The 13,920-nt window shown below is 70.3% G+C and carries 10 protein-coding genes and 1 pseudogene; 3 read left to right on the top strand and 8 right to left on the bottom strand.

Annotated elements, in window-relative coordinates; all coding sequences use genetic code 11:
- Nucleotides 1–373: 373 nt before the first annotated feature.
- A complete protein-coding gene (locus WH07_RS29900) occupies nucleotides 374–700 on the bottom strand; it encodes a hypothetical protein (protein WP_052744598.1) in 327 nt (108 codons plus the stop codon).
- Nucleotides 701–752: 52 nt separating this feature from the next.
- Here WH07_RS29900 and WH07_RS29895 point away from each other — a divergent pair, with 52 nt between their 5' ends.
- Nucleotides 753–1,448 (top strand): TetR/AcrR family transcriptional regulator, encoded by a 696-nt coding sequence (locus WH07_RS29895; protein WP_046506763.1) that lies wholly within the window; start codon nucleotides 753–755, stop codon nucleotides 1,446–1,448.
- 84 nt (nucleotides 1,449–1,532) lie between these two features.
- On the opposite strand, the gene WH07_RS29890 is transcribed toward WH07_RS29895, so the two are convergent.
- The 6 genes and pseudogenes from WH07_RS29890 to WH07_RS29865 all read right to left on the bottom strand — a co-directional run bounded on the left by WH07_RS29890 (nucleotide 1,533) and on the right by WH07_RS29865 (nucleotide 8,938).
- Nucleotides 1,533–2,204: a DUF4230 domain-containing protein gene (locus WH07_RS29890; protein ID WP_046506760.1), complete on the bottom strand. Its 672-nt coding sequence runs from the start codon at nucleotides 2,202–2,204 to the stop codon at nucleotides 1,533–1,535.
- A 58-nt stretch (nucleotides 2,205–2,262) separates the two neighbouring features.
- Nucleotides 2,263–3,733: pseudogene (locus WH07_RS29885) on the bottom strand (alpha-amylase); the annotation flags it as partial.
- Between the two features lie 224 nt (nucleotides 3,734–3,957).
- Nucleotides 3,958–5,634, bottom strand: a complete 1,677-nt coding sequence (locus WH07_RS29880) for a glycoside hydrolase family 13 protein (protein WP_046506757.1) — start codon at nucleotides 5,632–5,634, stop codon at nucleotides 3,958–3,960.
- A gap of 135 nt (nucleotides 5,635–5,769) precedes the next feature.
- The gene (locus WH07_RS29875; RefSeq protein ID WP_046506773.1) at nucleotides 5,770–6,657 is read right to left on the bottom strand and encodes a sugar ABC transporter permease; all 888 of its coding nucleotides are present in this window, start codon (nucleotides 6,655–6,657) and stop codon (nucleotides 5,770–5,772) included.
- A 2-nt stretch (nucleotides 6,658–6,659) separates the two neighbouring features.
- Nucleotides 6,660–7,625, bottom strand: coding sequence for a carbohydrate ABC transporter permease (locus WH07_RS29870; RefSeq protein ID WP_046506770.1), 966 nt, complete (start codon nucleotides 7,623–7,625; stop codon nucleotides 6,660–6,662).
- A gap of 35 nt (nucleotides 7,626–7,660) precedes the next feature.
- On the bottom strand, nucleotides 7,661–8,938 hold the full coding sequence (locus WH07_RS29865; RefSeq protein WP_046506754.1) for an extracellular solute-binding protein: 1,278 nt from the start codon (nucleotides 8,936–8,938) through the stop codon (nucleotides 7,661–7,663).
- A 326-nt stretch (nucleotides 8,939–9,264) separates the two neighbouring features.
- On the opposite strand from WH07_RS29865, the gene WH07_RS29860 reads away from it, so the two are divergent.
- The gene (locus WH07_RS29860) at nucleotides 9,265–10,320 is read left to right on the top strand and encodes a LacI family DNA-binding transcriptional regulator (protein WP_046506752.1); all 1,056 of its coding nucleotides are present in this window, start codon (nucleotides 9,265–9,267) and stop codon (nucleotides 10,318–10,320) included.
- 105 nt (nucleotides 10,321–10,425) lie between these two features.
- On the top strand, nucleotides 10,426–11,427 hold the full coding sequence (locus WH07_RS29855; RefSeq protein WP_079023670.1) for a phosphatase PAP2 family protein: 1,002 nt from the start codon (nucleotides 10,426–10,428) through the stop codon (nucleotides 11,425–11,427).
- Here WH07_RS29855 and WH07_RS29850 read toward each other — a convergent pair.
- Nucleotides 11,412–13,920, bottom strand: a 2,509-nt coding sequence (locus tag WH07_RS29850; protein WP_046506748.1) for a bifunctional [glutamine synthetase] adenylyltransferase/[glutamine synthetase]-adenylyl-L-tyrosine phosphorylase, incomplete at its 5' end; no start/stop codon positions are given. The genes WH07_RS29855 and WH07_RS29850 overlap by 16 nt on opposite strands.

Genomic DNA, 13,920 nt, shown 5'->3' with positions numbered 1-13,920 from the left:
GCGCGGGGGCGGGTGCTGGCGGTTCGGGCGGAGGAGGGCGCGCGGGCGAATCTGTCGGGCCGGAACGAGGAGGGCGAGCGGGTGCGGGGATTGCGGTAGCGCCGGGTCCGCCCGGCGGCCGGTCCGTCCTCAATCGCCGGACGGGCTCAACTCTGCCGGACGGCACCGGCCGCGCACCCGGATGCGGCGTTACCCGTTCCGTCCTCAAACGCCGGACAGGCTGGAGATGCCGACCAAATCCAGCCCGTCCGGCGATTGAGGACGAAACTGCCGCCCTGGGCGCCTGGTGACCATCCGGCAGGGCCCGTCCCGAGTGGTCTCGGCCGCACGCCGGGAAAACAAGCCCGTCCGGCGATTGAGGACACCGGCCCGGTCAGGGCAGTAGTAGCCAGTCCGCTCCGAGCGCCGATGTGAGGCCCACCGCCAGGAGCCAGCCTCCCAGCCGCGTCCGGCCGTGCCGGTTCAGTTCTATGACTATGCCGCACAGGATCATCGCCAGCCCGTACACCCCCACCACCAGCACCGACTGCCGCTGCGCCAGGCGGATCAGGAGCAGGATCGCCAGTCCCGCGAGCAGCGTCGAGGCCAGGGCGATACCGGTGAGGCGGGCCTGACGGGGGGTCAGGCCCTCGCGCTCGGGGTCCGGGGCCTGGTCCGGTGTCGGGGTGTCCACGGCCTCGTCCTGGTCAGATGCGCTCATGGACCGGGAGCGTAACGGACATCCCCACAGATCCGCCGGTTAGGCTGTTCATATGACGACCGTAGTGCGCCGCAGGATGGGCGTCGAGGAGCGGAAGCAGCAGCTCATCGGCGTGGCGCTGGAGCTGTTCAGCCACCGGTCGCCCGAAGACGTGTCGATCGACGAGATCGCGGCTGCCGCCGGTATCTCCCGCCCCCTCGTCTACCACTACTTCCCCGGCAAGCAGAGCCTGTACGAGGCCGCCCTCCGCCGCGCCGCCGACGATCTGGCCGACCGGTTCGTGGAGCCGCGCGAAGGCCCGCTCGGGGCGCGGCTGCTCCGGGTCATGGGGCGGTTCTTCGACTTCGTCGAGGAGCACGGCCCCGGCTTCTCCGCCCTGATGCGCGGCGGCCCCGCCGTGGGTTCGTCCACCACGACCGCGATGGTCGACGAGGTACGGCAGGCCGCGTACGAGCAGATCGTGGCCCATCTCGGCGTCGGCCGTCCGCCGGCGCGGCTGGAGCTGGTCGTACGGTCCTGGGTGTCGCTGGCCGAGACGACCGCGCTGATCTGGCTGGACGGGCGACGCGTCCCCCGCGCCGAGCTGGAGTTGCAGCTCGTGCACGACTTCGCCGCGCTGGCCGCGGTGAGCGCCGCGTACGACGACGAGATGGCGGCGATCCTGCTCCGTATCGTCGCCGACGAGCCGGCCGACGGGCCTTTCGGCGATCTCGTCGGCCGGCTCGCCGAGCTCAGCGGCCGGGCGTAGATCTCAGGTCTGCGTCTCACGATCTCAAGTCTGGATTACGCGCACACACCTCAAGCCCGGGATCCAGGTCCGGATCTCACGATCTCAGGCGTAGACCACCGTGACCTCCGTGAAGCCCAGGGAGCGGAGCAGCCCCTGGAGCATCCCGGTGGTGTTCTCCTCGGCGCGCCCCGTGAGTTCGCTCTCCTTCGCCGCGTCCGCGATGTGCTGCGCCGCCAGCCGGTTCACCGCCCGCTCGTCGGCCGGGTTGTCGGAGAAGAGATCCCCGAGCCGGTCGAGCAGCCCGCGCTGTTTGGACACGGCGTACGAACGCTCCGGGTCCAGCGCGGGCTTGCCGAGCCGCGCGTGCGGCAGCCGGATGGTCGCGGAGGTGCGCTCCTCGTTCGTACGTACGCTCTCGGCGCCCAGGGACCCGAAGTCGACATACGCGCCCACGGTCCCCGCGCCCACATAGAGGGTCCGGGTGCCGCGGAGCGCGTCCGGCAGATATTTGGCGTCCTTCTCCAGATCGACGACGACCTGGAAATTGCCGGAAGCCGCTTCGTACCGGTCGAGATCCTGAATCGATTCGAGCAGGGTCGGTCCTGTCCGGTCATGGGTCTCCTCGCCGAAGAGATCGCCGATTCCGGGCAGGAGGTCGAGCCGGCTGCCGAGGAAGAGGAGCGCGGCCACGGCGGCCAGGGCGAGGGGGATCCTGGTCCACCGGGACCGCCGGGGCGCCCTCGGTGTCGCGTCTTTCACGTCGGTGGACGTCATACCTGACCGATGTCCCGCACGGACCGGTTCACACCCGCCGCACGCCTCGGCTTTCCCCCTGTCCCGGGTCCGCCTCGGTCCGCTCCCCCGTTCCAGTCGGTCCGCCCCCGGTTCCGGTCGGTCCGCCGCCCGCCGCACCCTCAGCAGCTACGCGCCCCCGCGTGCAGCGCCACCGCCGTGTTCGCGCCGAGCGTGGCCGTGAACTGCCCCGACCCGTTCACCGTGACCGTCCTGCGGTTCTTCACATCGCAGTAGGCGCCCCCGGGCAGCGAGGTCTGGAACGTACGGGTCAGCGAGGAGCCCTCGTGGTTGATCGCCACATAACCCGCCGAGCCCCGCCCGAACGCGATCTGGTCCCCGCCGTTGTCCCACCAGTTGGTGACCGCCTGCCCGCGCGTGGTGTTGCGGAAGCCGACCATGGACGAGATCTCGCGCCAGGCGTGCTGGCACTTCCATCCGTCGCTGTAACAGGCGTTGACCGTGCCCCCGTTGGGCGGACCCGCGTCCCGGTCGCTGAACTCGTACCCGGAGTGCACATCCGGCGCACCGTACGGCCAGGCCAGCATGAAGACGTTCGCGAGCGTGTAGTTGGCGCCGTCCTTGTAGCTGAGGGTGTCGCCGCCGCGCTCGGTGTCGTGGTTGTCCACGAAGACCGCCGACCGGCCCGACTGCATATAGCCCCAGCCCTCGCCGTAGTTCCTGAGGTACGCGAGGTTCTCGTTGTTGAAGACCCGCTTGAGGTCACGCGCGTAACGGAACTCCTGCACATCGCCGTTGCCGAGATACTCGTTCGGCGAGACGGCCTCGCCCGCGCCGTAGATGACCTCCTGCTTCCAGTAGGCGCCCGGATTGCTCAGCCTGCTCTTGATGTTGGCGAGATCGGCGGCGGGCATGTGCTTGGCCGCGTCGATCCGGAAGCCGTCGACACCGAGCGAGAGCAGATCGTTCATGTACGCGGCTATCCGCCCGCGGACGTACTCCTCGCCGGTGTCCAGGTCGGCGAGGCCGACGAGTTCGCAGTTCTGGACATTGCCGCGGTCGCCGTAATTGCTGATCTGGGAGCGGCAGTCGTCCATGTCGAAGCCCGAATAGATGCCGGGGTAGGTGTACTTGGTGTACGAGGAGCCGCCCGTGCCGGTGCCGTCGCCGGCCGCCATGTGGTTGATGACGGTGTCGGCGACGACCTTGACGCCCGCCGCGTGGCAGGTGTTCACCATGGCCGAGAAGGCGGCGCGGTCGCCGAGCCGCCCGGCGATCTTGTAGCTGACGGGCTGGTACGAGGTCCACCACTGGCCGCCCTGGATGTGCTCCTGGGGCGGCGAGACCTGGACATAGCCGTAGCCGGCCGGGCCGAGGGTGTCCGTGCACGCCCTGGCCACGGAGGCGAACTTCCACTCGAAGAGGACGGCCGTGACGTCCTTGGAGCCGGGCGGCGCGGCCTGGGCGGTCCCGGCGGGGACCGCGAGGGCGGCTGCCGCGCCGGCCACGAGGGCGAGCGCGGCAGCGGCGGCCGGGAATCTGCGGACCATGGTTCCTCCTGCACTGGTGGGGGAGGTGCGGGTGACAGTGACACATGGTGCGTACGTGCGGCCTTGCGCGGCGGCGCGGCGGCGGTGGCGCGGTCTGCTTCTCCAGCCCGGTGCCGGCGGTACGGTCCGCTTCTCCGGCCGGGTGCCGACGGTACGGTCCGCTTCTCCGGCCCGGTGCCGGCGGTACGGGTCCGTACCGCCGGCACCCGGCGGTGGAAGAAGCCCTACACCGTCCACCACGCCGTCGTGTTCGCGGGCAGTTCGGTCTCGGGGCCGTCCGCCGCCACCGGCCCGCTCGCCAGCAGCAGCGTGCCCGGCACCGCGATCCGTACCGCCGCGTCCGTCGTGTTGACCGTGCACAGGAAACCGGGGCGGGTGAAGGCCAGCACGCCCTCGGGCGCCTCCTGCCACTCCACCGCCGCGCCGCCGCCCAGCCCCGGGTGCTCCTTCCGTACGGCCAGCGCCGACCGGTACATCTCCAGCGTGGAGTCCGGGTCGCCGGTCTGCGCCTCGACGCTCAGCGCGCCCCAGCCGTCCGGCTGCGGCAGCCAGCTCCCGCCGGACCCGAAACCGTACGAACTCCCCTCCCGCGTCCAGGGGATGGGCACCCGGCACCCGTCACGGAAGCCGTCCTGCCCGTCCGCACGGAAGTACGAGGGGTCCTGCCGCGCCTCGTCGGGCAGGTCGGTGACATCGGGCAGCCCCAGCTCCTCGCCCTGGTAGACATACGCGGAGCCGGGCAGCGCCAGCATCAGCAGCGTCGCCGCGCGGGCCCGTCGCAGCCCGAGCGTCCGGTCGCCGGGCTCGCGGGTCTGCGTACCGCCGCCGGGCGGCCCGGCGAACCGGGTCGCGTGCCGGGTCACATCGTGGTTGGAGAGCACCCAGGTGGCGGGCGCGCCCACCGGCCGCATCGCCGCCAGCGAGACATCGATGACCTCGCGCAGCGCGGGCCCGTCCCACGAGGTGCTCAGATACTGGAAGTTGAAGGCCTGGTGCAGCTCGTCGGGGCGTACGTAGTTCGCGGTGCGCTCGACCGTCGGCGTCCATGCCTCGGCGACGGCGATCCGGTCCCCCGGGTACTCGTCGAGGATCGTGCGCCACTGCCGGTAGATCTCGTGCACCCCGTCCTGGTCGAAGAACGGCATGACGTCGTTGCCGAGGAGCCTGAGCTGTCCCGAGCCGCCGATGTCGGGCAGCCCCTCGGCCTTCACCAGTCCGTGGGCGACATCGACCCGGAAGCCGTCGACGCCCATGTCCAGCCAGAAGCGCAGGATCGAGCGGAACTCGTCGGCGACGGCCGGATGGTCCCAGTTGAAGTCGGGCTGTTCGGGGGCGAAGAGATGCAGATACCAGTCGCCGGGCGTGCCGTCCGGGTTGACGGTCCTGGTCCAGGCGGGGCCGCCGAAGATGGACTCCCAGTCGTTGGGCGGGAGTTCGCCGGCCGGGCCCTTGCCGGGGCGGAAGTGGTAGCGCTGCCGCAGCGCGGAGCCGGGCCCTTCCCGCAGCGCCCGCCTGAACCAGTCGTGCTCGGCCGAGGAGTGGTTGGGCACGAGGTCGACGATGACCCTGAGCTGGAGTTCGTGGGCGTCGCGGATCAGCGCGTCCGCGTCGAGCAGGGTGCCGAACATCGGGTCGATGGCACGGTAGTCGGCGACGTCATAGCCCGCGTCGGCCTGCGGGGAGGCGTAGAAGGGGCTGAGCCAGACGGCGTCGACGCCCAGCTCCCTGAGATACGGCAGCCGACGGCGTACCCCGTCGAGATCGCCCATTCCGTCGCCGTTGCCGTCGGCGAAACTGCGTGGGTAGACCTGGTAGATCACCGCGTCCTGCCACCAGCCGTGGCGGTGGCCCGGGGCGTCGTCGGACGTGCCGGTCAGAGGGGCAGCGAGGTGCTGGGTCATGTCATCCCTGGGTGTCTGGGGGAACGGGAGCGGCGTAGTCGTCATTGGCGTTGTCGTGTCGTACGAACACGGCGGTACGGACACGAGCGGTACGGGCGGAAAAGGTACGGACAGGAGCGGTACGGCCAAGGGAGGTCAGCCCTTGACGGCACCGGCGGACATACCGGTGACGAGATGGCGCTGCGCGAACAGGAAGACGATCGCGGCGGGAACGGCGATGAGCACGGACGCGGCGGTCATCGGGCCCCACTGCGCGCCGTACTGGTTGACGAACTTCTGGAGGCCGCCGGCGAGCGTGAGGTTCTCGTCGCCGACCATGAAGGCGGAGGCGTAGGCCACCTCGCCCCACGCGGTGATGAAGGAGTAGAACGCGGTGACCGCGAGCCCGGGCCTGGCGAGCGGCAGGACCAGCCGGAAGAACGTGCCGAACGGGGTCAGTCCGTCGACCTGGCCCGACTCGTCGATCTCGCGCGGGATGGTGTCGAAGAAGCCCTTCATCATCCAGGCGCAGAACGGCACGGCGATGGTGAGGTACGTGATCACCAGGCCGGCCGACCGGTTGAGCAGCCCGAGCCCGGCCATGATGTTGTAGATGGGCACGATGAGGACGGCGACCGGGAACATCTGGGTGATCAGCAGCGTCCACATCAGCCCGCGCTTGCCGGGGAAGCGGAAGCGGCTGACTGCGTAGCCGGTGGTCGCGGCCGTGAACACGCCGAGCAGGGTGGTGAGTCCGGCGATGAGCAGGGAGTTGCCGAACCAGGTGAGGAACGGGGTGTCCCGCAGCAGGTTCGTGTAGTTCTCGAAGGTGGTCTCTTTGAAGAAGTCCGTGGTCGTCGCGTAGCTCGCGGGCTTGAGCGAGGTCAGCAGGACCCAGAGCACCGGGAAGACCGCGATCACGGACGCCACGGTCAGGGTGGTGTGCAGGGCGACGGAGGCCAGCGGTGAACGGCGGCCCCTGCGCGCCGGATCGGCGGCCGGGACGGCATCGGGCGCGGTGGTTCCGGGCGCGGTCGCGGTGATGGTCACCAGGTATCTCCCTGGGTACGGAGGACTCGCCGGTAGACGGCGGCGAAGGCCATCAGGAGGACAAGGATCAGCACTCCCCAGGTGGAGGACTGCGCGAAGTCGCGCGGGCTGATCTCGAAGGAGAACTTGTACGCCTGGGTGACCAGGATCTGGGTCGCCTCGCCGGGTCCGCCGCGGGTCAGCAGGAAGATCACCGGGAACATGTTGAACGTCCAGATGGTGGAGAGCAGGATCACGGTCGTACTGACCGAGCGCAGCCCCGGCATGGTGATGTGCCGGAAGCGCTGCCAGGGGCCCGCGCCGTCCATCTCGGCGGCCTCGTACATCTCCCCGGGGATGGACTGGAGTCCGCCGAGCAGCGCGACCATCATGAAGGGCACGCCGAGCCAGACGTTCACGGCGATGACCGAGAACTTGGCCCAGCCCGGGTCGTTGAGCCAGGGCACCGCGTCGATCCCGCCGCCGGCCAGCAGTCTGTTGAGGAAGCCGCGGTCCTCGTTGTAGAGGAAGCGCCAGGCGAAGACGGAGACGAAGCCGGGGACGGCCCAGGGCAGGATCAGCAGCATCCGGTAGACGGAGCGGCCGGCGATCCGGCGGTTGAGGATGTTCGCCAGGGCCAGGCCGAGACCGAAGGTGACGGTGACGCAGGAGACCGTCCACACCAGGGTCCAGCCGAGGGTGGCGAGGAACTGGTCCCCCGTCAGCGCGTCGGCGTAGTTGTCGAGTCCGACGAACTCGTAGGTGGCGGGCAGGTGGTTGACGCCGATGCTGCGCGCGACATTGCGTTCATTGGCGTCGGTGAGCGACAGATAGACGCCGCGCACCAGCGGATAGCCGATGATCACGCCGATCACGGCCACCACCGGGGCGACCATGGCCCAGGCGTACCAGTGGGTCGCGAGGCCCCGGCGGAGCCGTACGGACACCGGCGGTCCGCCCGGCCCCGCCGCACCGGACCCCATCGCCCCGCCGCGCACCGCACCGGGCCCGGCCACGGCTACTTCCAGCCCTTGAGCAGCTCGCGGTAGGCGTCGCCGGTGGCTCCGACGCCCTTCTCCGGTGTGGTCTGGCCGGTGAGGACCTTGGTGTACTCGGTCACCAGCGGCGCGAACAGGCTGCCGGTCTCCGGGATCCAGGGGCGCTCGACGGCCTTGTCGACGACCGGCTTGAAGAATCCGACGATCTCGTTGTCGGCGACCCCGGGCAGCGCGTAGGCGGAGGTGCGGGTGGGCAGCAGGCTCAGTTCCCTGGCGACCTCGGCCTGGCTCTCGACGGAGGTCATGTACTCGGTGAAGGCGTACGCGGCGTCGAGGTTCGGGGAGCCCGCGTAGACCGCGAGGTTGTGGCCGCCCTGCGGGGAGCCCTGCGCGACGGATCCGGCCGGTACGGGAGCGATGCCCAGGTTGGCCTTGTCGTCCTTGAACTCGGCGCCGCCATAGGTGTCGGTGACGGCCCAGGGGCCGTTGATCATCATGGCGACCTTGCCGTCCTTGAAGGCCGACTGCATGTTCTCCCAGCCGTCGGTGGCGTCGGTCTTGGCCGCGCCGGAGTCGACGAGGTCCTTGACGACGGTCATGGCCTTGACGCCGGCGGCGTTGTCGACCGTGACGGTCTTCGACTCGGCGTCGACCAGATTGCCGCCCTCGCCGTACAGGAACGACAGGAACCAGTAGGCGTCGTCGCCGCGCAGATACAGCCCGGTCTTACCGGTCTTCTGCGTGATGGTCTTCGACACGTCCTTCAACTCGGCCACGGTCGTGGGCACTTCGACCCCCGCCGCCTTGAAGATCTTCTTGTTGTAGAAGACGCCCATGGAGTCGATGACCTGCGGTACGGCATAGGTCTTGCCGTTGTACTCGGTCGAGGCCGCGGCCTGCGCCAGGAAGTCCGCACCGTTCTTCAGCGCCGGAGTGCCGTCCAGCGGCGCGAGATAGCCGAGATCGGCGAACTCCGGGGTCCAGGCGACCTCGGAGCGGATCACATCGGGCGCGCCGGAGCCGGACTGGGCCGCGTTCTTGAACTTGTTCTGGGCCTCTCCGAACGGCACGTTCACATATTTGACGTCGACCTTCGGATGCTTCGTCTCGAAGTCCTCGGCGAGCTTCTTGAAGACCTTGTCCTCGCTGCCGACCGTGGAGGTGTCCCACCAGGTGACCGTCCCCGACAGCTCGCCGCCCGCGCTCTTCCCGCTCGCCGGCTCACCGTCATCGCCGCAGGCGGTCGCCCCGAGGGCCAGGGTCGCGGCCAGGGCGGTGGCCGTTATGCCACGTCGCATCCGAACTCCTTCAACTGCCGTACCGCTCCGTCGCGGCGCCGGGTCGGACGTGAAGGTAACAGCGATGAAAGAAGGCCGAAAGACCTTGCGGAATATTTCCGCAAGCCGCACCGGACACCATCATGGCGAGTCTCGCCGATTGGTGTCGTACCCCTTGACGCGGTGCCAGGAACCCTGGCAGGGAGGGAATTCGCCGACGGGCGACGGCCGTTGGGTGCTCGCACGGGCCGCAGGAAGGTTTCGCAAGGTCTTGCAAGAACGGGCCCCGGTGGCCGGTCACCGAGCGCGGTGGGCAATCCGACAGACGCCCGGTACAGTCCACTGACATGACCGCACGGCTTGCCGATATCGCAACTCAGGCGGGGGTCAGCGAAGCGACGGTCAGCCGCGTACTGAACGGCAAGCCCGGGGTAGCCGCGGCCACCCGCGAATCCGTACTCGCCGCGCTCGACGTCCTCGGCTACGAACGTCCGGTACGGCTGCGCCGCCGCAGCGCGGGGCTGGTCGGCCTGATCACCCCGGAGCTGGAGAACCCCATCTTCCCGGCCCTGGCGCAGGTCATCGGGCAGGCGCTGACCCGGCAGGGCTACACCCCGGTGCTGGCGACCCAGACCCCCGGCGGATCCACCGAGGACGAGCTGACGGAGATGCTGGTCGAGCGGGACGTCTCCGGCATCATCTTCGTCTCCGGGCTGCACGCCGACACCTCCGCCGACATGCGGCGGTACGAGAGACTGCGCGCCCAGGGCGTGCCGTTCGTCCTCGTCGACGGATTCTCGCCGAAGGTCCAGGCGCCGTTCATCTCCCCCGACGACCGGGCGGCGGTACGGCTCGCGGTGACCCATCTCGTCTCGCTCGGCCACCAGCGGATCGGCCTGGCCGTGGGCCCGCGGCGGTTCGTCCCCGTACTGCGCAAGATCGAGGGGTTCCGCGCCACCGTCAAGGAACTGCTGGGGCTGTCTCCCGAGGAGGCGGACGAACTGATCCAGCAGTCGCTGTTCACCCTGGAGGGCGGGCAGGCCGCGGCCTCCGCGCTGATCGACCGCGGCTGTACGGCGGTGGTGTGCGCCAGCGACATGATGGCGCTGGGCGCGATCAGGGCCGCGCGGCGGCTCGGTCTGGATGTGCCGACGGATCTGTCGGTGGTCGGTTTCGACGATTCGCCGCTCATAGCCTTCACCGATCCGCCACTCACCACGGTCCGCAAGCCGGTGCCCTCGATGGGGCAGGCGGCCGTCCGTACGCTCCTGGAGGAGATCGGCGGTACGCCCGCGCCGCACAGCGAGTTCGTCTTCGAGCCCGAATTGGTGGTCCGCGGTTCAACCGCTTCCCGGCCAGGGGCCGGACCCTCAGCAATCTCAGGGTCGCGCGGCCGAACCTGAGCTGCTCGGGCGGAGCGGTGTCGTCCTGCGGTAGTAGCGCATGCGAGAGGAACCCGACCGGGGGATGATCGGTCGAGGGACGCGAATCTGGCAGACTCTCTCGCTATGGGTGAACCGACAGTGAAGACAAAGGAAGGCCGAAGTGCCACCCCGTCACCCATCACTGACGAGGAGGCCGACGCGACCGGAGCGCCGACCGAAGCGATCCGCGAACCGGTTCCGGCCCCGGCGCACGAGCGCTCCTGGCTGGCGCGGGCGCGGTCACCCCGCCGTCCACGGATCTGGTTCGAAATCCTCCTGATCGCGGTGAGTTACTGGACGTACTCACTGATCCGGAACGCGGTACCGGAGCAGCGCACGAAGGCTCTGGAGAACGCGGACTGGATCTGGCACACGGAACAGCTTCTCGGCATCGCCGTCGAGCGGTCAATCAACCACTCGGTGAATTCTGTGACGTGGCTCATCGTGGGGATGAACTACTACTACGCGACCCTCCACTTCATCGTCACCATCGGTGTGCTGATCTGGCTCTTCCGCCGTCATCCCGGCCGGTACGCGGCAGCCAGGCTGGTGCTCTTCGCGACCACCGGCGTGGCCCTCCTCGGCTACTACCTGTATCCGCTGGCACCGCCCCGGCTGATGACCGGCAGCCGTTTCGTCGACACGGTCGCGCATCACGAGACCTGGGGCTCGATGGCCTCGGGCGATCTGAAGAGCATGTCGAACCAGTACGCGGCCATGCCGTCGATGCACATCGGCTGGTCGCTGTGGTGCGGTCTGATCATCTTCGCGCTGGCCAAGGCACCCTGGACCAAGCTCCTCGGGCTGCTCTACCCGACGGCGACACTGGTGGTGATCGTGGCCACGGCGAACCACTTCTGGCTGGACGCGGTGGGCGGCACGGTCTGCCTGATGTTCGGTTTCGTCGTCTCGTACGTCTGGTACGGGTCCCTCCCGGCCGGCCTGCCGCGCGCCACCGGCGAGGCTCCGCCGCGCAGGCGGCTGTGGGTACGGAACGGCGGTGTGAGCGAGGCGCGGGACGGCGTGCGCGAGACGCGCGAGACGTCGGCTGTCGGTGCCTCGCCGGGCGCTCATACCGCGCCGTAGAACAGCTCCTCCACCACCGAGCGTGCCCGGCGGGTCGTACGGCGGTAGTCGTCGAGCATGTCCCCCACGTGACCGGGCCCGTACCCCAGGTAGCGCCCCAACGCGGCCAGTTCGCGGCCGTCGGACGGGAAGGTGTCCCCGGGCCTGCCCCTGACCAGCATCACGCCGTTCCGTACCCGCGAGGCCAGCACCCAGGCGTCGTCCAGGATCTGCGCGTCCCGCGCCGAGAGCAGCCCCGCCGCCTGCGCCGCCGCGAGCGCCTCGCGGGTACGGGTCGTCCGCAGCCCCGGTTCGGCCCAGCCGTACCGCATCTGGAGCAACTGGACCGTCCACTCCACATCCGAGAGCCCGCCCCGGCCCAGCTTGGTGTGGAGTGTCGGATCGGCGGCCCGGGGCAGCCGTTCCCGCTCCATGCGCGCTTTGAGGCGGCGGATCTCCCGTACCGCGTCGTCGCCGAGCCCCTCCGCCGGATATCTCAGGGTGTCGATCAGCTCGATGAAGCGCGCCCCCAGCTCCGCGTCGCCCGCCATCGGCTCCGCCCGCAGCAGCGCCTGGCTCTCCCAGACCAGCGACCAGCGCCGGTAGTACGCGGCGTAGGAGGCGAGCGACCGTACCATCGGGCCGCTCTTGCCCTCCGGGCGCAGATCCGCGTCGATCGGCAGCGGCGGGTCGGCGGTGGGGATCTGGAGCAGCCGGCGCATCTCGCCGACCACCGCGTTCGCGGCCCGGGCCGCTTCGTGCTCGTCGTCGCCCTCGCGCGGCTCGTGGACGAAGAGCACATCGGCGTCGGAACCGTAACTCAGCTCGTGCCCGCCGAATCTGCCCATGCCGATGACGGCGAACCTGGTCGGCAGGGTGTCGCCCCACTCGGCGCGCACGGCGGCGCGCAGGGCGCCCGCGAGCGTCGCCGCGTTCAGGTCGGTGACCGCGGCGCCGACCCGGTCGACCAGCGCGCCGGGGTCCTTCTCGGCGGGGCTGTCCTCCGTACCGTACGAGCCGATGAGATCGGCCGCGGCCGTACGGAACAGCTCCCGCCGACGCACCCCGCGCGCCGCGGCGACGGCGCCCTCTGCGGTGTCCGCGCGGCCGACCGCCGCGAGGACCTCCTGTTCGAGATGGCCGCGGTCGCGCGGTGCGAGCCCGCCCTGGTCGCCGAGGATCGCGACCGCCTCGGGCGCGCGCAGCAGCAGGTCGGGCGCGAGCCGCCCGGCCGACAGGACGCGCGCCAGATTCTCCGCCGCGGCCCCTTCGTCGCGCAGCAGCCGCAGATACCAGGGGGTCTTGCCGAGCGCGTCCGACACCTTGCGGAAGCCGAGCAGCCCGGCGTCGGGGTCGGCCGAGTCCGCGAACCAGCCCAGCAGCACCGGCAGCAGCGTGCGCTGGATCGCCGCCTTGCGGCTCACCCCGGACGACAGCGCCTCCAGATGCCGCAGCGCCACCGCCGGATCGCCGTAACCGAGCGCTTCCAGCCGCTGGCGCGCGGCCTTCGGGCTGAGCCGGGTCTCGCCGGGGGTGAGCTGCGCGACCGCGTCGAGCAACGGCCGGTAGAAGAGCTTCTCGTGCAGCCTCCGTACGGCCGCGGCATGGCGTTTCCAGGCCTTGTTCAGTTCGGCGACCGGATCGCCGCGCAGTCCGAGCGAGCGGCCGAGGCGGCGCAGATCGGCCTCGTCCTCGGGTACGAGATGCGTGCGCCGCAGCCGGTAGAGCTGGAGCCGGTGCTCCATGGCGCGCAGGAAGCGGTACGCCTCGTCGAGCTGCCGGGCGTCCGTACGGCCCACATAGCCGCCCGCCGCCAGCGCGCCCAGGGCTTCGAGCGTGGAGCTGCTGCGCAGTGAGGCATCGCTGCGGCCGTGCACCAACTGGAGGAGCTGGACGGCGAATTCGACGTCCCGCAGCCCGCCGGGGCCGAGCTTCAGCTCACGTTCGGCCTGTCCGGCGGGCAGGTTGTCGACGACCCTGCGGCGCATCTTCTGTACGTCGGGGACGAAGTGCTCGCGCTCGGCGGCCTGCCAGACGAGCGGTGACACGGCGTCGATGTACTCGGCGCCGAGGAGCGGATCCCCGGCCACCACCCGGGCCTTGAGCAGGGCCTGGAACTCCCAGGTCTTGGCCCAGCGCTGGTAGTAGGCGAGATGGCTGCTCAGAGTGCGTACGAGCGGGCCGTTGCGGCCCTCGGGGCGGAGGTTGGCGTCCACGGGCCAGATGGTGCCCTCGACGGTGGACTCGGAGCAGATGCGCATGAGATGGGAGGCGAGGCGGGTGGCGGCGCGGACGGCCTGGCCCTCGTCGGGGCGGGGGGCGGCGGTGGCGTCGGGAGCGATGGAGCCGGCGGACGCGGGGACGTCGGCGGACGCAGGGACGTCGGCGGACGCAGGGACGTCGGCGGACGCAGGGACGTCGGCGGACGCGGCGTCGCCGCCGGAAGCGGTGTCGCCGACGGCGGGAGCCTCCGCGACGTCCGCCACGAAGATGACGTCCACATCGGACACGTAG

Source organism: Streptomyces odonnellii, assembly GCF_000981895.1.
Classification (GTDB): Bacteria; Actinomycetota; Actinomycetes; order Streptomycetales; family Streptomycetaceae; genus Streptomyces; species Streptomyces odonnellii.
The sequence above is the reverse complement of the archived record's forward strand: the minus strand, read 5'-3'. Positions and strand labels throughout refer to the sequence as shown.

Coding starts and splice junctions, on each gene's coding strand:
- WH07_RS29900 (WP_052744598.1), bottom strand. CDS start 700: ATGAGCGCATCTGACCAGGACGAGGCCGTGGACACCCCGACACCGGAC.
- WH07_RS29895 (WP_046506763.1), top strand. CDS start 753: ATGACGACCGTAGTGCGCCGCAGGATGGGCGTCGAGGAGCGGAAGCAG.
- WH07_RS29890 (WP_046506760.1), bottom strand. CDS start 2,204: ATGACGTCCACCGACGTGAAAGACGCGACACCGAGGGCGCCCCGGCGG.
- WH07_RS29880 (WP_046506757.1), bottom strand. CDS start 5,634: ATGACCCAGCACCTCGCTGCCCCTCTGACCGGCACGTCCGACGACGCC.
- WH07_RS29870 (WP_046506770.1), bottom strand. CDS start 7,625: ATGGGGTCCGGTGCGGCGGGGCCGGGCGGACCGCCGGTGTCCGTACGG.
- WH07_RS29865 (WP_046506754.1), bottom strand. CDS start 8,938: ATGCGACGTGGCATAACGGCCACCGCCCTGGCCGCGACCCTGGCCCTC.
- WH07_RS29860 (WP_046506752.1), top strand. CDS start 9,265: ATGACCGCACGGCTTGCCGATATCGCAACTCAGGCGGGGGTCAGCGAA.
- WH07_RS29855 (WP_079023670.1), top strand. CDS start 10,426: ATGGGTGAACCGACAGTGAAGACAAAGGAAGGCCGAAGTGCCACCCCG.